General features: G+C 71.4%; 19 protein-coding genes. 10 read left to right on the forward strand and 9 right to left on the reverse strand.

The features are described from left to right. Nucleotides 1–158: 158 nt before the first annotated feature. Together B1H19_RS06670 and B1H19_RS06675 are read left to right on the forward strand one after the other, a co-directional pair. The gene (locus tag B1H19_RS06670) at nucleotides 159–1,022 is read left to right on the forward strand and encodes an SCO2400 family protein (protein WP_083103690.1); all 864 of its coding nucleotides are present in this window, start codon (nucleotides 159–161) and stop codon (nucleotides 1,020–1,022) included. A gap of 155 nt (nucleotides 1,023–1,177) precedes the next feature. After that, the gene (locus B1H19_RS06675; RefSeq protein WP_418361428.1) at nucleotides 1,178–1,600 is read left to right on the forward strand and encodes a TIGR03668 family PPOX class F420-dependent oxidoreductase; all 423 of its coding nucleotides are present in this window, start codon (nucleotides 1,178–1,180) and stop codon (nucleotides 1,598–1,600) included. A gap of 38 nt (nucleotides 1,601–1,638) precedes the next feature. Here B1H19_RS06675 and B1H19_RS06680 read toward each other — a convergent pair whose 3' ends face one another. The 4 genes from B1H19_RS06680 to B1H19_RS06695 all read right to left on the reverse strand — a co-directional run bounded on the left by B1H19_RS06680 (nucleotide 1,639) and on the right by B1H19_RS06695 (nucleotide 6,105). Beyond that, nucleotides 1,639–2,259 carry an L-threonylcarbamoyladenylate synthase gene (locus B1H19_RS06680; RefSeq protein ID WP_083103692.1) on the reverse strand — a complete coding sequence of 207 codons (621 nt, stop codon included), beginning with the start codon at nucleotides 2,257–2,259 and terminating at the stop codon, nucleotides 1,639–1,641. A 94-nt stretch (nucleotides 2,260–2,353) separates the two neighbouring features. Then, complete coding sequence (locus B1H19_RS06685; protein WP_083103693.1) at nucleotides 2,354–2,995, reverse strand: HNH endonuclease family protein; 642 nt, start codon at nucleotides 2,993–2,995, stop codon at nucleotides 2,354–2,356. An 83-nt stretch (nucleotides 2,996–3,078) separates the two neighbouring features. Next, nucleotides 3,079–4,806, reverse strand: coding sequence for a purine-cytosine permease family protein (locus tag B1H19_RS06690; RefSeq protein ID WP_083103694.1), 1,728 nt, complete (start codon nucleotides 4,804–4,806; stop codon nucleotides 3,079–3,081). A 135-nt stretch (nucleotides 4,807–4,941) separates the two neighbouring features. Further along, nucleotides 4,942–6,105, reverse strand: a complete 1,164-nt coding sequence (locus B1H19_RS06695) for a PP2C family protein-serine/threonine phosphatase (protein WP_083103695.1) — start codon at nucleotides 6,103–6,105, stop codon at nucleotides 4,942–4,944. Between the two features lie 223 nt (nucleotides 6,106–6,328). Here B1H19_RS06695 and B1H19_RS06700 point away from each other — a divergent pair, with 223 nt between their 5' ends. Continuing rightward, nucleotides 6,329–6,931: a Type-2Aa cytolytic delta-endotoxin gene (locus tag B1H19_RS06700; protein WP_083103696.1), complete on the forward strand. Its 603-nt coding sequence runs from the start codon at nucleotides 6,329–6,331 to the stop codon at nucleotides 6,929–6,931. 67 nt (nucleotides 6,932–6,998) lie between these two features. Here the strand turns inward: B1H19_RS06700 and B1H19_RS06705 are convergent, their stop codons facing one another. The 3 genes from B1H19_RS06705 to B1H19_RS06715 form a co-directional block, all read right to left on the reverse strand. Then, nucleotides 6,999–8,156 carry a PP2C family protein-serine/threonine phosphatase gene (locus tag B1H19_RS06705; protein WP_237289171.1) on the reverse strand — a complete coding sequence of 386 codons (1,158 nt, stop codon included), beginning with the start codon at nucleotides 8,154–8,156 and terminating at the stop codon, nucleotides 6,999–7,001. Nucleotides 8,157–8,309: 153 nt separating this feature from the next. After that, a complete protein-coding gene (locus B1H19_RS06710; protein ID WP_083103697.1) occupies nucleotides 8,310–9,083 on the reverse strand; it encodes a DUF72 domain-containing protein in 774 nt (257 codons plus the stop codon). An 82-nt stretch (nucleotides 9,084–9,165) separates the two neighbouring features. After that, nucleotides 9,166–10,110: a trypsin-like serine peptidase gene (locus tag B1H19_RS06715; protein ID WP_083103698.1), complete on the reverse strand. Its 945-nt coding sequence runs from the start codon at nucleotides 10,108–10,110 to the stop codon at nucleotides 9,166–9,168. A gap of 447 nt (nucleotides 10,111–10,557) precedes the next feature. Between B1H19_RS06715 and B1H19_RS06720 the strand changes: the two genes are divergently transcribed. Next, nucleotides 10,558–11,364, forward strand: a complete 807-nt coding sequence (locus B1H19_RS06720; RefSeq protein WP_237289173.1) for a peptidoglycan-binding protein — start codon at nucleotides 10,558–10,560, stop codon at nucleotides 11,362–11,364. Continuing rightward, nucleotides 11,361–12,098, forward strand: coding sequence for a transglycosylase SLT domain-containing protein (locus B1H19_RS06725; protein ID WP_159028020.1), 738 nt, complete (start codon nucleotides 11,361–11,363; stop codon nucleotides 12,096–12,098). The genes B1H19_RS06720 and B1H19_RS06725 overlap by 4 nt, the downstream gene beginning before the upstream one ends. A gap of 9 nt (nucleotides 12,099–12,107) precedes the next feature. Here B1H19_RS06725 and B1H19_RS06730 read toward each other — a convergent pair whose 3' ends face one another. Beyond that, the gene (locus B1H19_RS06730; protein ID WP_083103701.1) at nucleotides 12,108–13,394 is read right to left on the reverse strand and encodes an ATP-binding protein; all 1,287 of its coding nucleotides are present in this window, start codon (nucleotides 13,392–13,394) and stop codon (nucleotides 12,108–12,110) included. A 23-nt stretch (nucleotides 13,395–13,417) separates the two neighbouring features. Continuing rightward, nucleotides 13,418–13,723: an SHOCT domain-containing protein gene (locus B1H19_RS06735; protein WP_203237117.1), complete on the reverse strand. Its 306-nt coding sequence runs from the start codon at nucleotides 13,721–13,723 to the stop codon at nucleotides 13,418–13,420. A 222-nt stretch (nucleotides 13,724–13,945) separates the two neighbouring features. Here B1H19_RS06735 and B1H19_RS06740 point away from each other — a divergent pair, with 222 nt between their 5' ends. From B1H19_RS06740 to B1H19_RS06760, 5 genes are all read left to right on the forward strand, one after another. Next, complete coding sequence (locus B1H19_RS06740) at nucleotides 13,946–14,494, forward strand: (2Fe-2S)-binding protein (RefSeq protein WP_237289175.1); 549 nt, start codon at nucleotides 13,946–13,948, stop codon at nucleotides 14,492–14,494. Nucleotides 14,495–14,505: 11 nt separating this feature from the next. Continuing rightward, nucleotides 14,506–15,543: an FAD binding domain-containing protein gene (locus B1H19_RS06745; protein ID WP_083103703.1), complete on the forward strand. Its 1,038-nt coding sequence runs from the start codon at nucleotides 14,506–14,508 to the stop codon at nucleotides 15,541–15,543. Continuing rightward, complete coding sequence (locus B1H19_RS06750) at nucleotides 15,540–17,780, forward strand: xanthine dehydrogenase family protein molybdopterin-binding subunit (RefSeq protein WP_083103704.1); 2,241 nt, start codon at nucleotides 15,540–15,542, stop codon at nucleotides 17,778–17,780. The genes B1H19_RS06745 and B1H19_RS06750 overlap by 4 nt, the downstream gene beginning before the upstream one ends. 321 nt (nucleotides 17,781–18,101) lie before the next feature. Continuing rightward, nucleotides 18,102–18,878 (forward strand): GNAT family N-acetyltransferase, encoded by a 777-nt coding sequence (locus B1H19_RS06755; protein WP_083103705.1) that lies wholly within the window; start codon nucleotides 18,102–18,104, stop codon nucleotides 18,876–18,878. 255 nt (nucleotides 18,879–19,133) lie between these two features. Then, entirely contained in the window at nucleotides 19,134–20,639 is a 1,506-nt protein-coding gene (locus B1H19_RS06760; RefSeq protein ID WP_261340968.1) for a GMC family oxidoreductase, read from the forward strand. Nucleotides 20,640–20,686 lie beyond the last annotated feature (47 nt).

Raw genomic sequence — 20,686 nt, forward strand, 5'->3', positions numbered from 1 at the left:
CGAGCCATCGACAAGGAATCTTCACGAAAGCGCCACAGGCTCGCCGTTCCGTGACCAGGGGGCCTCGTTACCGTTACTGCTCGCTCGCTCCCGCGTACCCATTGTGGATCAAGGTATTCGGCGTCCCTGGCGGCGCAGTCAGCACAGAAAGCTCGCAGATGGACTACTGCTCGTCGTGTCGCCGGAATCTCAACGGGGCGCTCGTGTGCCCGGGATGCGGTGATTACGCTCCGGACATAGCCCCGACCCGCCGCCGACCCGACGCGGAGGCCGCCGGCGACAACTGGGACGCCTGGCCGGCGGAGTCCGCGCCCGAGTGGACGCGCCCCGAGGCGACGGCGCCCATACCGGCGATATCGGAGGCAGCGGACGCCGCGGCATCCGAAGGCGCCGCCGTCCCCGCCGCCACCGGGCAGGGCCGGGCGGCACGCCGCCGTCAGCTGGCCCGGTGGAAGAAGTACCGGCGCCGGGCCGCGGCCGCGACGGCCTTCGCCCTGATCGGCGGCGGTTTGTCGACCATGCTGATGCAGCATCGGCCCACCACCGGCCATGCGCAGGCGGCCGGGACGCCCGAGCCGGCGACGGGGGTGGGGTCCGCGCCCGGGAATTCGGCCACCGCGCCCGAGGAGCAGCCCGACGACCGGGCCTCCCGGCACCCCGGCGCCCGGCCGACCCTGACGGCCGGCCGAGCCCAGCACCACACCACCACGCCGACCGCCACCACGCCGCTCCAGCCGCACGCCGCCGCCACGGCCCACCCCGTCGCGTCCCCGAGCGCGCCGTCGCACACCGCAGCGGCTCCCGCGGCGCACACCGACCACGCGGCCGTCTCGTCATCCCACAAGACGCCCCAGGCATCGTCCGGCGGCTCGGGCGCTTCCGGCGGCTCCGCCGCGGGCAACGCCCCGACGCAGGCCCCGGCGACGACCTCGCCGGGCACCTCGACCTCACCGTCGTCCCCGTCGACCGATCCGAACTCGCCCACACATCTGTGCGTCCTGGGACTTGTCTGCGTGAACTGAGGCCCTGCTGGGAGTGAGGCTCCGCGCGCTGAGGCCCGGGTGGTGACCCCCAGCCGGGCGCGCGGCCTCTCCCCCGGTCGGCCGTACGGATTGTTGCGCCGGGCACGAGCGGGGTAAACGCTTGCCGTGACGTGCCGGGGGCCGCAGTGCCGACGATGACGGGCGAACAGGCCCGCGAGCGCTTCGCCCGGGCCCGGATCGCCCGCCTCGCCACCACCGACGCCGCCGGCCGCCCGCATCTGGTCCCCGCGGTGTTCGCCCTCACGGCGGACACCGTCGTCTTCGCCGTCGACCACAAGCCGAAACAGTCGGCCCACCTGAAGCGGCTGGCCAATATCCGCGCCCACCCCGAGGTCTGCCTGCTCATCGACGGCTACGACGAAGACTGGGACCTCCTCTGGTGGGCCCGCGCGGACGGCACCGCCACCATCCTGCCCCCGGCCTCCGCCTCGGCGGCATCCGCGCGCTACGTCCACCTGCTCACGGCCAAGTACCGCCACCAGTACGCCGACCGCCCACCGGAAGGGCCCGTGGTGGCCATCGCGGTGACCCGGTGGTCGGGCTGGCGGGCCACCTGAAGTCCGGCCGTCAGACCGCGGTCACTCACCTCACGCGGTCACTCGAACCGCTCGGTGTCGCCCGCCCCGCGGCGGACGATCTCGACCGCACCGCCGGAGAAATCGATGACCGTCGTCGGCTCGGTGCCGCAGTCCCCCGAGTCGACCACGGCGTCGATGACATGGTCGAGCCGCTCCTTGATCTCCCAGCCCTGGGTCATCGGCTCGGCCTCGTCGGGGAGGAGCAGGGTGCTGGAGAGCAGCGGCTCACCGAGCTCGGCGAGCAGGGCCTGGGCGACGACGTGGTCGGGGATGCGGACACCGACCGTCTTCTTCCTGGGGTGCAGCAGCTGGCGCGGTACGTCCTTCGTCGCGGGGAGGATGAAGGTGTAGCGGCCGGGGGTCGCCGCCTTGATGGCGCGGAACACATCGTTGTCGATGTGCACGAACTGCCCGAGCTGCGCGAAGTTCTGGCACACGAGGGTGAAGTGGTGACGGTCGTCGAGCTTGCGGATCGACCGGATCCGGTCGATGCCGTCGCGACTGCCCAGCTGGCACCCCAGGGCGAAACAGGAGTCCGTCGGATAGGCCACGAGCGCACCGGACCGGATGCTGTCGGCCACCGTGCCGATGGTGCGCCGCTGCGGGTTCTCCGGGTGTACGTCGAAATACTTCGCCATCCGCCGAGTCTAGGCGATCAGGGCTCTGGCGCCCGGCGGCGTCCCCGTCCGGTCGTGGAGGCCGGACGGGGACGCCTACGGGAGGGCCGGTGGGTCAGCTCTTGCAGGTGTCGAGCATCGAGCCGAGGGCCTTCTTCTCGGCGTCGGTGGTGGTGAGCTTCCAGACGGACTTCACATGGGTGTAGTCCTCGGCGTAGGTGCACCAGAAGCTCTTGTTGGTGGGCTTCCAGTCGGCCGGGCCGCTGTCGCTCTTGGAGCTGTTGGAGGACTCGGAGGCGATCAGGAGCTGGGGGTCCTTGAGGTCGTTGCCGAAGTTCTTGCGCTGGTCGGCGGTCCACTTGCTGGCACCGGACCGCCAGGCTTCGGCGAGCGGCACCATGTGGTCGATGGTGGCCTGGGCGACCTCGGTGACGGTGGTGTCGTCGTAGGCGGAGTACCACTTTCCGCTGGTCGGCTGACAGGACTTGGAGCCGTCGGAGACGTCCTTGCCGTCGCGGGCGAGGACGTCCTGACGGGTGGTGCAGCCGTCGGGCTGCTTGGCCCATATATCGAACTTGTCGCGGGCGTAGCCGTCCATCGAGCCCGGCGTGGCGACGGTCAGGCCGGAAAGTTCGGCGCGGGCCGTCGCCTCCGAGGGCGGGGCGGGCGGGTCGGCAAGGGCGGGGGCGGGGATGGCGGTCGCCACACCGACGGCGGCGAGCGCGGTCAGGGACAGACCGAGGACAGCACGGCGCATGGAGGTCTCCAAAGAGTGTGGGGGGAGAGACACTTCAGGAAACCGCAGTGTCCATGTCATGCGCTACGCGCGTTGACCGACCTTCACAACTTCATTACCTGCCCGTTGAACGACGCACCCGCCGGCAGGACGTGCTCCCCCGTCTTGTCCGTGGTCAGGCACAGGGAGCAGACCATCGCGTCATGCGCCTGACAGGCCGCCAGGTCCGGCCGTTCGAAGGGCTGCTGGCAGACATGGCAGGCGTAGGTGGCGGCGCTGGGGTTGCCGTCCGGGTCGAGGAGCGGTTCGGCCAGGCCGTCGTCGGTGCGGCGCAGGTAGTAGCGGCCCTTGGTCACCACCGCCATGAGCGGGGTGAGGACGAAGGCGATCAGAGCGGCGGCGACCGGCGAGTAGGGCTGGAGCGCATCGCCGAACGCGTGGAAGTACAGGGCGATCGAGAGGCCGGAGGCAGCGACGAACGACACCACGCCCACGGGGTTGACGGCATGGAGCATGCCCCGGCGGAACTCGGGCGCCTGCGGGGAGAGTCGGAGCAGGTACTTGTTGACGACGATGTCGGTGGCGACGGTGACGACCCAGGCGATGGCGCAGTTGGAGTAGAACCCGAGGAGGGAGTTGAGGACGCGGAACATGTCCGTCTCCATCAGCGCCAGCGCAAAGGCCAGGTTGAGCAGGACGAAGGCCATCCGGCCGGGGTAGTGCCGGGTGAGGCGGGTGACGGAGTTGGTCCACGCCAGCGACCCCGAGTAGGCGTTGGTCACATTGATCTTGATCTGGCTGATCACGACCAGGACCACCGCCAGCGGAACCACCAGCCAGGAGGGCAGCATCGCGGAAAACGCCCCGCGGAACTGCTGGATGGGCTCGGTGGCCGCGGCGGGCCCCACCTCGGCGAGGATGTATACCGCCAGGAACACCCCGATGGCCTGCTTCAGCGCACCGAGCACCACCCAGCCGGGACCGGCCATGACCACGGCGGTCCACCAACTGCGGCGGTTTTCCGGGGTCTTGGGCGGCATGAAGCGCAGATAGTCGATCTGCTCGCCGATCTGCGCGATCAGCGACAGGCATACGCCCGCACCCAGCAGCACCGAGGCGGTGTTGAGACCGCCACCGCCGCCACCGCCGCCGTCGCTCCCGGCGTACGACAGGAAACGGGTGACCGTGCCGGGGTCGGTGGAGACCAGATACACCAGCGGGCCCACCATCAGCAGCAGCCAGATCGGCGTGGTCCACACCTGGAGCTTGCTGAGGGCCTTCATCCCGTAGATCACCAGGGGAATCACCATCAGGGTGGCGACCAGATATCCCAGCCACAGCGGCAGCCCGGGCCACAGGCTCAGGCCCTGCGCCATGATCGAGCCCTCCAGCGCGAAGAAGATGAAGGTGAAGCTGGCGAAGATGACGCTGGTCAGGACCGAGCCGTAGTAACCGAAGCCGGAACCGCGGGTGATCAGGTCCAGATCGATGTTGTAGCGGGCGCCGTAGTAGGCGAGGGGAAAGCCGGTGAGGAAGATGACCGCCGCCGCGACGGCGATCGCGGCGAGGGCGTTCCCGGTGCCGTGGGTGAGGCCGATGCCGGCCCCGATGGAGAAGTCGGCCATGTAGGCGATGCCGCCGAGTGCGGTGGTCGCCACCACCATCGGGGTCCAGCGCCGGTAACTGCGGGGCGCGAAGCGGAGGGTGTAGTCCTCCAGGGTCTCCTTGGCGGCGGTCCGCCCGGCGCCGGACGGTTCCTCGGGCGCGGCTCCGGGACGGACGTCCTCAGCCGTCGCTCGGACGTCCGTTGCCGGTCGTGGGTGCGCACTCATGCCACGCCTCCTGGGGTGCTCGGGAACTCTGCGTTTCCCCGCATGGCGCCATCGGCAGGAGGGGAGGAACGGAAACGCTAGGCACGGCGTATTTCACGGCCCCGCTTCTGTGATGTCCGGGAGATTTCCGGGAGTTCACCGCCCCCGCCGAGGCCGCGCGGGAGCCATCGTGCCCCCTCCCGTCCCCCGTCCGGGCTGCGGTACCGCGACCGCGATGATGGCCACGTCGTCGTCCAGGTTTCCCCCGGCATACCGCAGCAGGTCGTCGTGGAGATGCCGGACGAGGGACGCCGGGTCGGTCTCGTTCCATGAGGCGACGCGTTCGAGCAGCGGGTAGAAGGCGCGCTCGCGGTTGCGGGCCTCGATCACGCCGTCGGTGTAGAGGAGCAGGAGATCGCCGGGCTCGAAGCCGAACGTCGTGACGTCGTACTCGCTCTCGTCCGCGGGGCTCAGACCCAGCGGCAGCGCGGGATCGGGGACCTCCAGTGCCTGCACCTTGTCGTCGTGGAGCAGCAGGGGCGGCGGGTGGCCGCAGTTCACCATGGTGAGGAAGGGCTCGTCGTGGTGGACGTCCATCACCAGCGCGGTGACGAAGGACTCCTCCGATGCGGGGTTGCCGTCCCCGAGGTGGGCGTTGTTCCAGTACACGGAGTTCCCCAGGTGCGCCACGATGCCGGGCAGCGACAGATGGCGGTACGCGGACCCCCGGAAGGCCCCGATCAGCACCGCGGCCTCTTCGATCGCGGACAGCCCCTTGCCGCGGACGTCGCCGACGACCAGGCGGGTCGCGCCGGGGAACGGCACCGCGGCATACAGATCGCCGCCGATCTGGGCCTCGGCCTCGGCGGCGATGTAGGAGAAGGCGATCCGCAGCGGGCCGATCCGCTCGGGAAGCGGCCGCAGCAGGACCTGCTGTGCCGCGACGGCCACCGACTGCACCTGGGTCAGCCGCCGTTGGTGCCGGTCGCGGACGTAGCGGAAGAGCGTCACCAGGACGGAGATCACCAGGAGGGCGGCGATCTGGGCCACGTGGTTGGGAGTCGTCAGCCCGCCGTGCAGCACGGCGATGACGATCTGGGCCACCACGGCCAGGGCCCCGATGGCGCCGGTGAGGGCCGGGCCGGCGAAGGAGGCGGTGATGGCGGGGGCCGCGATGAGCAGAGGGCCCAGGTGGATGGTCGGCGGGGTGTTGATGTCGATGACCGTGACCAGCACGATGATCGCCAACGGCACCGCCAGCCACCCAGGGCTCGGCCGCCGGGCGCCGTCGAGGCGGACGAGCCCACGCCGCACGCTCATACCTCCTGCCTACACCCCCGACGCCCGCCGCGCCGCGCGAGCCCGGCCGCGCACGCCAAGAGATTGAACGCGTAACGACCGAGGGGCGCGTCACGGCCGGTGAACCACATGACGCCCGAAGCCCCCTCCGCTTCCCCCTGGCCGCCCGCCGCAACCGCCCTGGACCGCGGACGGCATACTTCCCGTCGGCGCGACGCGATCATTCCGCACATGAGGAGCAGTCATGGCCGATCAGCCCACCACCGGGAAGACGACCTTCCGGACCGTCTTCGATGTGGGCCCCGACGCCCTGGAGCAGGCGCAGGGCATAGCCGACACGTTCCAGCACGCGATCGCACCGGCGACCGTGAACTTCGACTTCGGGGAGATCAGCCGGGTGGCGAGCGGCATCCCGGACAGCTCGACGGTCAAGATCGTCCGCGGCTGGGGCCTCCAGGAGACCGCGCCCGTCGGCGTCATGGTGCTCTCCCTGCGCGAGGCCGTCCGCCAGGCGCTGACGCACCCCTTCGCCAACCCCGTCTTCTGGGAGAAGGCGGAGGCCGCGCTCACCGACGCCTTCCTCGGCCTCGACGGGCAGGAGGGCACCCACCTCTCGTTCTACGGAGACGATCCCGACAGCACGAGCTACTACTACAACCTCCTGTTCGCGCTCCAGGACGAGGAGACCGAGGGCTTCGTCCACGCCCTCGCCTTCTGCATCGATGTCACCGTCGCCCTCCCCGCGGCACAGGCTCACGCGCTGACCCTCGACGACGTCGCCCCGTACGCGATCCGGCTGAACGCGCTCGCCGTACGGCAGGGACGGACGGGTCCGGTGGCGGCCTGACCGTCGGCGGCGGGCCGGGGCGTGACGCGGCGTCCGCACACCCCGGCCCGCCGCCGTCGCAGCGCCGCTACCCGCCGTCCGCGGGGGCGAGGGCGAGGATGGCCACATCGTCGTGGACGGCGCGGGTGTGGTGCGGAAGGTCCGTGTTGAGGAAGTCGATGACGTCGGACGGGCAGGGGGCGGGGCCGTCGGCGAAGCGGGCGCGGAGCCGGTCCAGGAGCGGGTAGAAGGCGCCGGTGTGGTCCCGGGCCTCGACCAGACCGTCGGTGCAGAGCAGGAGGACGTCACCGGGGCCGACGGGGTGGCGGTAGGCGACGGGCCGCTCGCCGCACAGGCGGCTCAGGCCGAGGGGCAGGGCGGGCGGCCCGGCCAGGGCCCGCACCTCGCCCCGGGAGATCAGGACGGGTTCGACATGCCCGTGGTTGACGATCGTCACCTGCCGGGCCTCGGCGTCGTATTCGACCAGGGCGGCGGTGACGAACAGCTCGTCGTCGCGGACGTCTTCGGCTTCGCGGAGCACACTGCGCTCCATCCGCAGCGCCACGGCCCGCAGGTCCCCCTGGTCGTGGACGGCCTCGCGGAAGGCGCCGAGGATCCCGGCGACGGTGCGGACGGCCTTGAGCCCCTTGCCACGGACATCGCCGATGATGGCGCGCTCACCGGACTCGGTGGCCCGGATGTCGTAGAGGTCGCCGCCCACCATGGTGCCGACCTCGCCGGACCGGTAGAGACCGGCCGCAAGCACCCGCCCCACCTGGTGCGGCACCGGGCGGAGCAGCGTGCGCATCAGGGCCTCGGCCACCGAGTGGGCGCGCACCAGGTGCCGTTCCTGGCGCTGGCGGTGGGCGGCCAGTGCCACACCGAGGATGCCGACCAGGGTGGTGGCGATGTACGCGGCGATGTGGTGGCCTTCCCACAGCTGGTGGATGTTGCGGCCGGTGCAGCAGGGGGTGCCGGCGATGACACCCTCCAGGACGACGGCGCCGACCGTGACGGCGGCGACGCTCACCGGGCCGAGGGTGAAGGCGGCGGTCACCGGCAGGGCGATCAGCATGAAGCTGACCGGCCACGGGGTGGGCGTCAGCGGTTCGAGCAGCAGGACCGCCGCGACGAACGCGGCCGGCAGCCAGCGCATCCACGCGGGCGGCCGGATCACCTCGAAGCCGTTGTGGTCCAGCAGCACCACGCGCCCGCCGGCGGGCCGGCCGTGGTCGGGGCGTCTCATGGCGCCCCCGGGGCGGTCGACGGCTCCCCGGGCGTCGCAGCATCGGGACACGCCAAAGCCTTCACCACGACCACAGCCTGACCGAGCCGCCGCGCCCCGCCCGGTGATTACGCCGTCGGCGGCATGTCCTGCGGGGGCCGACGGTGTCGGGGCTCAAGGGGGCGGCCGGTCTCCGCCCGGCGCGCGGGTCACCGAACGGCCCGTGGCCGCAACGGCGCGGGCGAAGCGGGCGGCGTCGAGGACGGCCGCGCCGCCCGGGTCGTTGTTGAAGTACGTGTAGACGTCCGCCCGGTCCGGCCAGGCGTCGGCGATCCGCCGGGCCCAACTGGCCAGCGCCTGCCGTCCGTAGCGCGGCCAGGGTGCGGCGCGGCCCTCGTGAAAGCGCAGATAGCCCCAGTCGGTGGTCCGCCACAGCGGCGTCACGGGCCGGGATCCGCGGTCCGCCCAGCACAGCGCGGCGCCGCGGCGCTCCAGCACCGTACGGATCCCGGCGGTCCACCACGAGTCGTGCCGGGGCTCGACGGCCACCCGCGTCCCCACGGGAAAGCACCCGAGGCAGTCGTCCAGCAGCCCGGCGTCCGCATGCAGCGTGGGCGGCAGTTGGAGCAGTACGGGCCCGAGCCGGGGGCCGAGGCAGGCGGCGTGCGCCATCAGGCGTGCGACCGGCTCTTCCGGTGCGCGCAGCCGCTTGATGTGCGTCAGATAGCGGCTGGCCTTGACGGCCATCACAAAGCCGTCCGGGGTGCGGTCCCGCCAGTCGGCGAAGGTCTTTTCCTCGGGCAGCCGGTAGAAGGCGGCGTTGCTCTCGACGGTGGCGAACTGCCGCGCGTACTCCTCCAGCCACAGCCGCTGCGGCCGGTCCGGCGGGTAGAGCACGCCGCGCCAGTCCTTGTACTGCCAGCCGGAGGTTCCCAGGACAACGGTCATGGCCGGATCCGTCCCCGGGCCGGGGCGGGGTCTATCAGCCCCTGGTCCCTTCCAGCACAGCGGCGGATACGGGACCGCGCCCTCAGCGCGGCGCGGCCGGGATGTCGCCGCGCAGGGCGTGCAGATAGAGGGCCAGCGTGTCGAGCGTGAAGTACGAGCTGTAGGAGACGTCGGGGAAGTCGCCGCCCGTGTGATAGCCGCCGATCACGCCGATCAGCGCGGTGCCGGTCCAGTCGCTGACCAGGAAGGGACCGCCGGAGGTGCCGCCGATATAGCCCGCGCAGGCGATCTCCAGGAAGTCGCCCGGGGCGCCCGGGTCCGTGCTGGTGTAGCGGTGGGTGGAGGAGGTGCAGTCCAGCGGCTTGGGGTGGGTGGTGTCGCTGTTGCCGGGGTAGCCGATGAGCCGTACCTCGGGGTGGCGGTAGCCCGGGTACGGAACGAGGTCGTAGCCGCCGGTCTCGTCCTCCACCTCCGCCCCGTCCTCGCGCGCCGCGAGCCGTACGACGGCGTAGTCCCAGCGCGCCCCGGCGCCCGTGCCGAGGTCGTAGTACCGCTGGTCGATGTAGATCCGGTCGACGGGGAAGATCCCGTACGGTTTGAGGCCGTCGTGGTACTGCGGCACGAACGACAGATGCCGTTTGGGGTCGGGCGAACGGAGGCAGTGCCCGGCGGTGACGACCAGGTTGCGGCGCGGGCTGCGGACGACCGTTCCGCCGCAGAACCGGCCGGTGTTGCTGCCGTCCGTCCAGAAGAACGTGCCGACCTGCGGGAGCCCGTCGAAGGGATGGCTCGGCGGAACGGGGTCGGCCGTCGCGCGCGCGGCCCGCGAACTCCCCTTGGCGGAGACGGGTTTGGCGTCCGCCATCCGCCGTGCCGTCCAGTACGCGTCGTCCTCCGAAGCCGCCGTGCGCCCCCGGATCCCGGCGGCGTGCGCGGGCGGCCCGTTCAGCGCCGTGAGCGGCAGCCCGAGCAACAGGCCGACGGACAGCAGGGCGGTGACGGCGCGTACGGCAGACGGTCTGCTCATGGACGGAGTCCTTTCGCGGGCACGGCGCACGGAGGGAGTGACACGGGTACGCGGAGGCGCGGATCTACAGGAGGCGCGGATCTACGGGAGGCGCGGGCATGCGGGAAGCGCGTGGACATCGTCGTACGCCGGAGGGCCGGTGACGAGAGGGCGGGGCCGACAACATTGGGTGAAGGGTGGTGGAAGGGCGGAGTGCGGGTGTGGCGGAGGCCGGGCCGGCAGGCCGTCATGGGACGCCGCCCCGCCCCAGCGGTGGCCGAACCGTACGCCCCGGATCAGACTTGAGAGAGACACCCCTCATGCCCCAGAGAGACCTCCGTTCGGCCGTGACGGCACGCGGCATGAGGCTCTGCGGTAACGGCCGGTACGGCTTCGCGTTTTCCTCACCTGGGGCACAAACGGCAGGAGCTGACCATGGCCGACATTTGGATGCCTGAGGCCATCAAGGTGGACCTCGGCGATCACGCGCCGTGCGACACCGGTTTTCCGCCGAAGGCGATCGCGCACATCACGGCGGACCGCGATGACGCCACGGCGGCGCACCCGAAGGATCTGGTGCCGTTCGCCAATCTCCAGGCATTGTTCACCGGTGGCAAGAGGGAAATGGCGCCGCATATCCTGTGGAGTCCCTTCACCGGTACATTCGCCCAGTTCTTCCCCGCCACGTCACGGTCCAAATCCCTTTTGGACAAGCAGGGCGGTACGCGAACCAATCGCGCCGGCAAGGTCGTCCTTCAGGTCGAGGCGCTGTTCTTCCCGTTCTGCCGGGTCAATGGCGAGGTATTCGCCACACTGGCCGACACCCCGTGCAAGGGATGGCCCGAACTCAATGGCTGGGTGCGTTCCTGGGGAGTTCCGGACGTCTTTCCCATGGGCCATCCCCACGGTTTCACGTCGAATCGCTCCGAGCAGATATGGGAGACCAAGGGCGGCTGGTACGCGCATGCGCACGTACCCGAGAACGACCATGTGGATCCCGGATCCTGGCCGGAGTTTGTGGCCGCCGAACCGTTCCCCGGTGCGGCGTTCTTCCACACCGGACAGAAATCGCCGGTCATCGCGGCCATGCACCGCCGACTGGTCGCCGAGGGCTGCAACCGGTACACGGCCGACGATGTTCTCGACGTCTGGGAACCGGATGACGTGAAGTCCTACGCCGCCTGGCAGCAGAAGCTCGGTTTCTCGGGCAGCGACGCCGACGGCACTCCCGGCGCATCCAGCTGGGAGCAGCTGCAAGTGCCCCATCTCGTGTGACGCACACACCTCGTCCGACACAACCCGCCTTAGGAGCCGAGATGGTTACCCTTTTCAACGTCCGGTTCGGCAAGCAGAACGGCGATGTGAAGACCCTTCAAGAAGCCCTGATCGCCACCCATTTCACCCTTCCCAAGGGCGCCACGGGCACGTTCGACGACCAGACCAGGTCCGCGTACGCCGACTGGCAGAAGTCGCTCGGATTCCACGGCCCGGATGCCGATGGATTCCCCGGCTGCGATTCCCTGACAAAGCTCGGCCACAAAGCGGGATTCGCGGTGGACTGCCGGAATCCGGGGGCCATCTCCGTCAACTCGGTGAGCTTTGCGAAAAACCACGGGATCGCCCAGAACATCGACACTGCCCGCGAATTCGCCCAACAGGCATGCACGCTGACCGGCGCCCCGTCGACCTGGGTGACCGGGGTCGGAAACGATGCGAATATACTGACCCTGATCCTCCGGGAGTCCTCCTACAATCCCAACGCGGTGAACAAGACCGACGACAATGCGCACGGGCCCCTTCAGTCCGACGGGGCACCGTTCAACTGTTCGCGCGGTTATGCCCAGGTCATCGCCCCGACGTTCGCCGAGTTCCACCAGGCGGACACGTCCGATCAGATCTACGATCCGGTGGCGAACATAGCGGCGGCGTTCAACTACATCTGGAGCAGATACGGCGACATCTCACGCGTCCAGCAGGCGAATCCGCATCTCAAGCCCCACGGCTTCTGAGGAGATCCTTCAGACCCGGGCCGCCGACCGCAGGTCATGGTCGAAGGCCCGGATGTCCTCCTCGCTGAGCGAGGTACGCGTACCGGCGATGGCCTGGAGGTAATCGCCGGTCAGCCGGGTGGAATCCGGGGGTTCCTGCGGGTCGGCCGACAGGTGGCGCTCGAAGGCGGTCTGGGCGGCGGTGCGTGCCGCGTACTCGATGTCCGCGGGGGTGAAGCGGTCGCTGGCCTCGACCAGCGCATCCAGCTCGACACCCGCCGCCCGGTCCGGCCCGATGTAACGGATCCAAATGGCCCGGCGGGCCTCGGCGTCCGGCGGGCCGACCGGGATCAGATAGTCGAACCGTCCCGGCCGCAGAAAGGCCGGGTCCAGCGAACGCACCGCATTGGTCGCGCAGATCAGCAGCCGGCGGTCGCCCCGCCGGAACTGCGGGATGAGTTTGAGCAGTTCGTTGGTCACCCGGTGGGCCAGACTCGTCGGATCCTGCCGTTCGGAGGCGATCTCCTCCGCCTCGTCGAAGAACAGCACGGCCTCCTGAAGATGCTCGACGCGGGCGAACAGCCGTCGCAGCCCCGCCGCCACCCCGTGCGCCTCGTCGGCGAGCTGGTACGGGAACACCTCGATGAACGGCCAGCGCAGCCGGGAGGCCACCGCCCGTGCGAACGTGGTCTTGCCCGTGCCCGGGGGGCCGAAGAGCACCACGGCCCGCGGTGGCACCAGCTGGTAGAGCCGCGCGACCTCGGGGTTCTCGAGCGGCAGCACCAGCCGGCGCTCGATCAGCGTCTTCTCCGCGGTCATCCCCGCGATGCGCCCCCACAGGCCGTCCTCCGGCACCGCCCCGTCGAGCTGGTCGAGCACGGTGGCCTCGGCCGAATCCGCGGTCAGCAGTTTCTCGAAGTAGCTCAGGTCCGGCCGGCCGGTGTATCCGGAATTCCGGAAGGCGTCTTCGCCGACCTCGCCCTCCGGCAGCAGCGCCCCGATGCGACGTACCCCCACCCGCGCCAGACGCTCCTCCAGGGCGGCCAGCAGGGCCGATCCGATGCCGTGGTGGCGCCACTGACGGGCGATGGCCAGCCGAAGCACCCAGCCCCGCTCCTGTGCGACGGAGGAGACCGCCGCGCCGACGACCTGCGTCCCCACCACGGCCACCACAGCGGGCATATCCGCCTGTAGGGCGCTCACCACCTCCGCGAGGCTCACGGCGGGATCCGCGGTGGTGTCCCGCGATTCCTCCCAGATGCGCACCACCTGGTCGAGGTCGCCCTCGTCCAGCGTGCGCACCCGCCAAGGAGACATGGGTGCCACCTCCCTCGGCCCCGTCAGGGCGCCGCCGCTCCGCCGCCCCGTGACGAACGGAGCATGGCCAGGCGGCGCTCGTACTCCTCGTCCTCGATCTCACCGCGTGCATAGCGTTCGGCGAGGATCCGCTCCGGGGTGGGCGGGACCTCGGATGCGGGGCCGAGGTGCCAGCCGGTGCGCTCGCCGCCGTCGCGAGGTGCCGGACGGGCGAAGGCGCGGAAGAGCAGGACGCCGACCAGGATGATCAGTCCCCAGAACAGAACGATGCCGAGCATCATGGCGAACCAGCCCCAGCCCCCGCCGCCATGGTCGTACCAATACATCATCGCGCGTCACTTCCCAGGTCAGGGACGGTGTGGGCCCAGCGCTCACGAAGGGCCCCAGCTCAATTCTCGCCTCCCTCCGCCGCGGGCGCAGATGTCGGGTCGCGATCACCGGGCCCATGAACCAGCATGAAAACTCCGGGCGTCCTCACGGGCCCCACCTGCCTCACCTGCCCGACGTGCCATGCATGCCGTACGTGCCCCACATGCCTTGGAGGCGAGCCAGTGTCTGCCCCTCACGTCCCCTCGCGGGCGCCCGCGGCCGCCGTTCTCCCGGAGCGCGGCCCCGAGCCGGTGAGGATCACGCTGTCGGTCAACGGCGACGAGCACACCTTCGACGCCGAACCCCGCGTCAGCCTCCTGGACGCCCTGCGCGAGCGGCTGGCCATGACGGGCGCGAAGAAGGGCTGCGACCAGGGGACGTGCGGCGCCTGCACGGTGTGGGTGGACGGGCGCCGGGTGCTGGCCTGCCTCACGCTGGCCATCGCCTGCGAGGGGCACGAGGTGACCACCATCGAAGGGCTGGCGCAGGGCGACGAGCTGCACGCCATGCAGAGCGCGTTCATCGAGCAGGACGCCTTCCAGTGCGGCTACTGCACCCCCGGCCAGATCATGTCCGCGGTGGCGCTGCTCAAGGAGGGCCACGGCGACGACGCCGAGATCGCCGAGTGGATGAGCGGCAACATCTGCCGCTGCGCCGCCTATCCCCACATCCGGGCCGCCATCCGCACGGTCCGCGACCAGAGCCGGGACCCGTCCCACGGCCAGACCTAAGGAGCCCTGTTGTGCGGCCCATCAGTTACTCCCGGGCCGGCGCCGTCGCCGATGCGGTCGCCGCCGTAGCCGCGGACCCCACCAGCGACTTCCTGGCCGGGGGCACCACCGAGGTGGATCTGCTGCGCCAGAACGTGCTGCTGCCGCGCCGCCTGGTGGACATCAACGATCTGCCGCTCGCCCAGATCGAGGACCGGCCGGACGGCGGACTGTACATCGGCGCCCTGGCCCGGATGAGCGAGGTGGCCCAGGCACCGTCCGTGCGCGAGCGGTTCCCGATGGTCGCCGAGGCGCTGGAGCTCGGGGCCTCCGCACAGCTGCGCCACATGGCGAGCATGGGCGGCAACATGATGCAGCGGGTGCGCTGCGGCTACTTCCGCGATGCCGCGTCGCCGTGCAACAAACGGGACCCGGGCAGCGGCTGCGCGGCCCTGGACGGCTTCAACCGCGGCCATGCCGTGCTCGGCGTCAGCGAGCACTGCATCGCCACCCACCCCTCGGACGTCGCGGTCCCGCTGATGGCCCTCGACGCCCGTATCCACACCGAGGGACCGCACGGCCGGCGGGTCTACGCGATCGACGACTTCTTCCTGCTGCCGGGCGCCACCCCGCATCTGGAGCATCCGCTGGAGCACGGTGAGCTGGTGGTCGGGATCGAGGTGCCCGGGACGCCGACGGCCCGTACCTCGCGGTATCTGAAGGTCCGCGACCGCGAATCGTACGAGTTCGCGCTGGCCTCGGTCGCGGCCGCGGTGACCCTCCACAACGGTGTCCTCGCCGACGTACGGCTGGCGCTGGGCGGAGTGGCGACCAAGCCGTGGCGGGCCCGGCACGCGGAGGACGTGCTGCGCGGGGCCCCCGCCGGCACCGAGACCTTCCGGCAGGCCGCCCGTGCGGAGCTCGCCGCCGCCCGCACCAGGCCGCTCAACGCCTTCAAGACCGAACTCGCCCAGCGGACGATGGTCCGCATCCTGGAGACCCTCACCGGCACGGGCACGGACGCGGCCCCCGGTACGGACCCGGCCCCCGGCAGGGAGGGTCGGCCATGACCACCGCCCTCGCGATCGGACAGCCCACCGACCGGGTCGACGGCCGCCACAAGGTCACCGGTGGCGCGCACTACTCCGCGGACATGCTCCCGGGCACCACCGCGCATGCCGTCCTGGTGGGTGCGCGCGTGCCGAGCGGCCGGATCACCGGCATCGACACCGCCGAGGCGCTCCAGGCCGACGGCGTACTGGCGATCCTCACCCACGAGAACCTCCCCAGGGCCGCCGCGCAGCCGCCGCTGATCCCGTCCCTCGCCGGAATGCCCGCCCCGGGACAGACCTTCTTCCCCTTCCAGGACGACGTCGTGCACTACGCGGGCCAGCCCGTCGCCCTCGTCGTCGCCGACACCCTGGAGCGCGCCCAGCACGCGGGCGCCCTGCTGCGCATCGCCTACGCGGAGACGCCCTCGGTCACCACCCTCGACCAGGCACGCGAGGAGGCGTACGAGCCCGCGGCGATCTTCGGGGGCTTCGTCCCCGGCCGGAACACCCGCGGCGACATCGAGGCCGGGCTGGCCCGGGCCGACCTCCGCATCGACGCGACGTACACCTTCGCCGCGAACCACCACAACCCCATCGAGCCCTCCGCCACCACCGCGGCCTGGGACGGCGACCAGCTCACCCTCTACGACGCCACCCAGGGCGTGGCGGCCACCCAGCTCACCGTCGCGGCGCTGCTGGGTCTGACCCCGTCGAAGGTGCACGTCATCTCCCATTACGTCGGCGGCAGCTTCGGCTGCAAGGCCATGATCTGGGCGCATCCCGCGCTGGCTGCGCTCGCCGCCCGCCATCTCCAACGCCCCGTCAAACTCGCCCTCACCCGGGAGCAGATGTTCACCTCGGTCGGCCACCGGGAGGAGCAGGAGCAGCGCATCACGCTGGGCGCGGACAAGGACGGCCGGCTCACCGCGCTGCGGCACCACAAGCTCTCGCCCACCTCGCACTTCGACGACTGGGCCGAGCCGTCCCTCGGCGTCGCCTCGCAGATCTACGCCTGTCCGCACTACGAGGGCGTCTACCGGCTGATCCGCGCCCACACCATGACGCCCACCTTCATGCGGGCCCCAGGCGAGGCGTCCGGCATGTTCGCGCTGGAAACGGCGATGGACGAGCTCGCCCACCGGCTGGGCATCGACCCCATCGACCTGCGGCTGCGCAACTACACCGACATGGACCCCAACACCGGCAACCCCTGGTCCAGCACCGGCCTCAAGGAGTGCTACCGGCGCGGCGCCGAACGCTTCGGCTGGCATCGGCGCACCCCCGAACCGCGCTCCCACCGCGACGGCCGCTGGCTCCTGGGTTACGGCATGGCCACCGCCGGCTATCCCGTCTACGGCCCCAACAACCCGCAGCGCGCCCGCGCCCGCCTGTACGCCGACGGCACCGCGGTCGTCCAGGCCGCGACCCCCGATTTCGGCACCGGCGTCGCCACCGTCATGACCCAGGTGACCGCCGACGCCCTCGGCCTGCCCCTGGAGCGGTGCCGGTTCGAGGGCGGCGACACCACGCTGCCCACGATCGCCGCGGCGGTCGGCTCCTCGGGGGCGGGGATGATCAGCGCGGCCGTGCACACCGCCGCGACCAATCTGCGCAACCAGCTGGTGGCCCAGGCCATCGGGGACGCCCAGTCGCCCCTGCACGGGGCGGATCCGGCCACCGTCACCGTACGGGACGGCCGCATGATGCTGCGCGACGCCCCGGAGACCGGCGAGGGCTATGCCGATCTCCTGCACCGCAACCTCCTGCCCGATGTCGAGGCGACCGGTGCGTGGTCCCCGTCCCCGGAGAGCGCGCACTACGGGATGATGACCTTCGGCGCGCAGTTCGCCGAGGTGGCCGTCGATCCCGACCTCGGCCTCGCCCGGGTCCGCCGGATGGTCGGCGCATTCGCCCCCGGCCGGGTCCTCAATGCCAAGACGGCCCGCAGCCAGCTGATGGGCGGCATGCTGTGGGGGCTGGGCCAGGCCCTCCTGGAGGCCAACGCCATGGATCCGCGCCGCGGCCGCTGGGTCGCCTCCAGCCTGGGCGAGTACCTCGTACCGGTCAACGCCGACGCCCCCGAGGTGGACATCGAGCTCATCGAGGTGGCGGACAAGGTCGTCAACCCGCTCGGCGTCAAGGGCGTCGGCGAGGTCGGCCAGGTGGGTGCCGCGGCGGCCATCGCCAATGCGATCCATCACGCCACCGGGCGCCGTATCCGCAAACTGCCCATCACCATCGAGGATCTGCTCTGAGGGATGTGCTCTTGGGGGGGTGTGCTCTGGGGGTCTGCGCTGAGGCGGGGACCGGCTCTGCGTCGCCCGATGTGCCCCAGGTGAGGCCCCGATTTGCCCCGGGCCAGGGGCGGTATGCCACAGTGGGCCGACCCGGTCGGCCGGGCGCGCGGGCGCGCGCCGCTGCCGGGTTCCCCCCAAAAAAACCAGACGGCCAGGCCGTCGGATCCGTCGGACGGCCTTGTCGGACGGATCCGCCGGACGCACCGTGACGGCCGCGCGCCGTGCGGGCCCGAACGGCCGTCGTCATCCCCCCCGATCCCCTTCCTTCCTCAGAGAGCGATGCTGGCAACGACACTTGTCCCCCGGACCGCGGACCTGTTCGGCCAGGGCCTGGAGCACCGCTCCGGCGCCGCCCTGCTGCGCTTCGGCGCCGCGCGGCCGCGCCCGGCCGGCCGGATCAGCTGGTCCGGCGACGGCGCCGCCGCCTGGCTGGACGAGGCGCGCGGCCATGTGTGGAGCGTCGGCGAGGCCCAAGCCGCGGCCGGACTCGTCGTCCGCGCCGCCCATGGCCTGCCCGACGGCGTACGGGAGTTCACCGGGCCGCGCGGCACGGATGCCCTGGTCGGCCGGCATCTGCCGGTGACCGATGCCGTGGAGTGGGTCTTCCGCTGGACGCTGGAGGAGCCGCCCGTCCATCCGGCGGAGGAGCGGGTCGTCGCGTTCGACGCGTCCCACCACGAGGAGCTGCTCGCCTTTCTCCGGGTGCACAGCCCGGCCCATTCGACCGGCCCCGGTTCCTCGGACGTGAGCCTGTGGGCCGGGATCCGCGCCGACGACGGTGACGGCGACGGGCGGCTGGTGGCCTGCGGGGCCCTGAGCAGCCTGCGGGACAGCGGCGCGCCGCTGATGGCGTCCGTGGCGACCGATGCCGGGCTGCGCGGCCAGGGGCTCGGCGCGGCGCTGACGTCCTGGCTGACCCGGTATGCCGTACGCCGCCACGGCTTCTGCACGCTCTGGCAGCTCGCCGACAACGCCCCCGCCGAGCGGCTCTACACCCGTCTCGGCTACCGCAACGAGGACCCCTGCGTGTCCGCCCGCCTCGCCCCGACGCGCTGACCGACGGGCGGCGGCCGTTTCGGCCCGTCCCGCCGTAGCCCATTCCCCCATTTCAGCCCCCTTGCGTCCGCGCCCCGGCCACAATCGACGGACATCGACCAAGGCCGTGTGACAGCCGTCATCCGGACGGGCCGACAAGGGGAGGACAGCGCCGTGCCGAAGGCATTCAAGGCATCCAAGGACTTCGAGGAATCCGGGTTATCCGGGGCGTCCGGAGTATCCGGGGCATCCCGAGTATCCGGGGAGTTCGACTACATCGTTGTGGGCGCCGGGTCGGCCGGCTGCGTGCTGGCCGCCCGCCTGTCCGAGGACGCGGACCGTACGGTGCTGCTGCTGGAGGCGGGGCCGCCGGACACCAGGCCGGAGCTCTCCGTACCCCCCGCCTGGCCCGCGTTGCAGGGCACCGAGGTCGACCACGCCTACACCACGGTGCCGCAGGCCGGCGCCGGCGGGCGGGCGATCCCGTATCCGCGCGGCCGCACGCTCGGCGGCAGCAGCGCGATCAACGCGATGGTGTTTCTGCGCGGCCACCGTCACGACTACGACCGCTGGGCGGCGGCCGGATGCGCCGGGTGGGACTTCGATGCGCTCCTGCCGTACTTCCGCCGGATGGAGACGACGACCGGCCGGGACCCGAAGTTCCGTGGCGACAGCGGCCCGATGCGCCCGGCGCCCGCGTCGGCCGAGGACGCCAATCCGCTCTCCCAGGTCTTCCTCGACGGCGCGGTGGCGGCGGGCCATCCGCTGACGGACGACTTCAACGGCGCCGGCCAGGAGGGCGCCGGTTGGCTCGACCTGAGCATCGCCGACGGCAGGCGGCAGAGCACCGCCGACGCCTATCTCCACCCCGTCCGCGCCGAGCGGCCGAACCTGACCGTGCTCACCGATGCCGCCGCGCGGCGCCTCCTGTTCGACGGCAACCGGTGTACGGGGGTGGAGTTCCGGCGGGCGGGCGAGACGGTCACCGCACGGGCCGGCGCCGAGGTGATCGTCGCCTCCGGCGCCGTGGATTCACCGCGGCTGCTCCTGCTCTCGGGCATCGGCCCCGCCGACGAGTTGCGGCAGGCCGGTATCGCGGTCCGCCACGACCTGCCCGGCGTCGGGCGCAATCTGCACGACCATCCGCTCTGCCCGGTCGTCTACGAGGCGACTCGGCCGGTTCCCGCGCCCAAGACCAACCTGGGCGAAACCTCGCTCCTCTGGCGCAGCGACGCGTCCCTGCCGGGACCCGACATGCAGCTGATGTTCATTCATCTCCCGTACGTCCCGCCCACGATGGAGGCGCCGCCCAACGGCTTCACCTTCGGCGTGGCCACCGTCCCGCAGAGCCGGGGCGCGGTGCGCCTGGCCGACGCCGACCCGGACACGGCGCCGCTGATCGACCCCGGCTTCCTCGACGCGGAGCCGGACATCCGGCGGCTGCTCCACGGCATCGAGGTGGCACGCGAGATCGCGGCGACCGGCCCCTTCGCACGGTGGGGTGCGCACGAGGTGCTGCCGGGCGCACCCGTCACCGACGAGGCGGACCTGCGCCGCTACCTGACGGCCGCCACCGGAACCTACTTCCACCCCGTGGGCAGCTGCGCCATGGGGACGGGCCCGGATGCGGTGGTCGCCCCGGACCTGACCGTCCACGGCCTGGAGGGGCTGCGGGTGGCGGATGCGTCGGTCATGCCGACGATCGTCTCCGTCAATACGAACCCGGCGGCGATCGTCATCGCGGAGAAGGCCGCCGATCTGATCCGAGGCGCGAGGGCATAGAGCAACGGGGCGGGAGACCCGCCAGGGGCCCGAGTGCCGCCGACCGG

The sequence above is a fragment of the Streptomyces gilvosporeus genome, assembly GCF_002082195.1.
GTDB lineage: Bacteria > Actinomycetota > Actinomycetes > Streptomycetales > Streptomycetaceae > Streptomyces > Streptomyces gilvosporeus.

Excerpts from the sequence above, each read along its gene's own strand:
- B1H19_RS06680 (WP_083103692.1), bottom strand. The coding sequence starts at position 2,259 with ATGGCGAAGTATTTCGACGTACACCCGGAGAACCCGCAGCGGCGCACC.
- B1H19_RS06705 (WP_237289171.1), bottom strand. The coding sequence starts at position 8,156 with ATGAGACGCCCCGACCACGGCCGGCCCGCCGGCGGGCGCGTGGTGCTG.
- B1H19_RS06690 (WP_083103694.1), bottom strand. The coding sequence starts at position 4,806 with ATGAGTGCGCACCCACGACCGGCAACGGACGTCCGAGCGACGGCTGAG.
- B1H19_RS06730 (WP_083103701.1), bottom strand. The coding sequence starts at position 13,394 with ATGTCTCCTTGGCGGGTGCGCACGCTGGACGAGGGCGACCTCGACCAG.
- B1H19_RS06670 (WP_083103690.1), top strand. The coding sequence starts at position 159 with ATGGACTACTGCTCGTCGTGTCGCCGGAATCTCAACGGGGCGCTCGTG.
- B1H19_RS06695 (WP_083103695.1), bottom strand. The coding sequence starts at position 6,105 with ATGAGCGTGCGGCGTGGGCTCGTCCGCCTCGACGGCGCCCGGCGGCCG.
- B1H19_RS06700 (WP_083103696.1), top strand. The coding sequence starts at position 6,329 with ATGGCCGATCAGCCCACCACCGGGAAGACGACCTTCCGGACCGTCTTC.
- B1H19_RS06675 (WP_418361428.1), top strand. The coding sequence starts at position 1,178 with ATGACGGGCGAACAGGCCCGCGAGCGCTTCGCCCGGGCCCGGATCGCC.
- B1H19_RS06755 (WP_083103705.1), top strand. The coding sequence starts at position 18,102 with ATGCTGGCAACGACACTTGTCCCCCGGACCGCGGACCTGTTCGGCCAG.
- B1H19_RS06685 (WP_083103693.1), bottom strand. The coding sequence starts at position 2,995 with ATGCGCCGTGCTGTCCTCGGTCTGTCCCTGACCGCGCTCGCCGCCGTC.
- B1H19_RS06715 (WP_083103698.1), bottom strand. The coding sequence starts at position 10,110 with ATGAGCAGACCGTCTGCCGTACGCGCCGTCACCGCCCTGCTGTCCGTC.
- B1H19_RS06710 (WP_083103697.1), bottom strand. The coding sequence starts at position 9,083 with ATGACCGTTGTCCTGGGAACCTCCGGCTGGCAGTACAAGGACTGGCGC.
- B1H19_RS06735 (WP_203237117.1), bottom strand. The coding sequence starts at position 13,723 with ATGATGTATTGGTACGACCATGGCGGCGGGGGCTGGGGCTGGTTCGCC.
- B1H19_RS06750 (WP_083103704.1), top strand. The coding sequence starts at position 15,540 with ATGACCACCGCCCTCGCGATCGGACAGCCCACCGACCGGGTCGACGGC.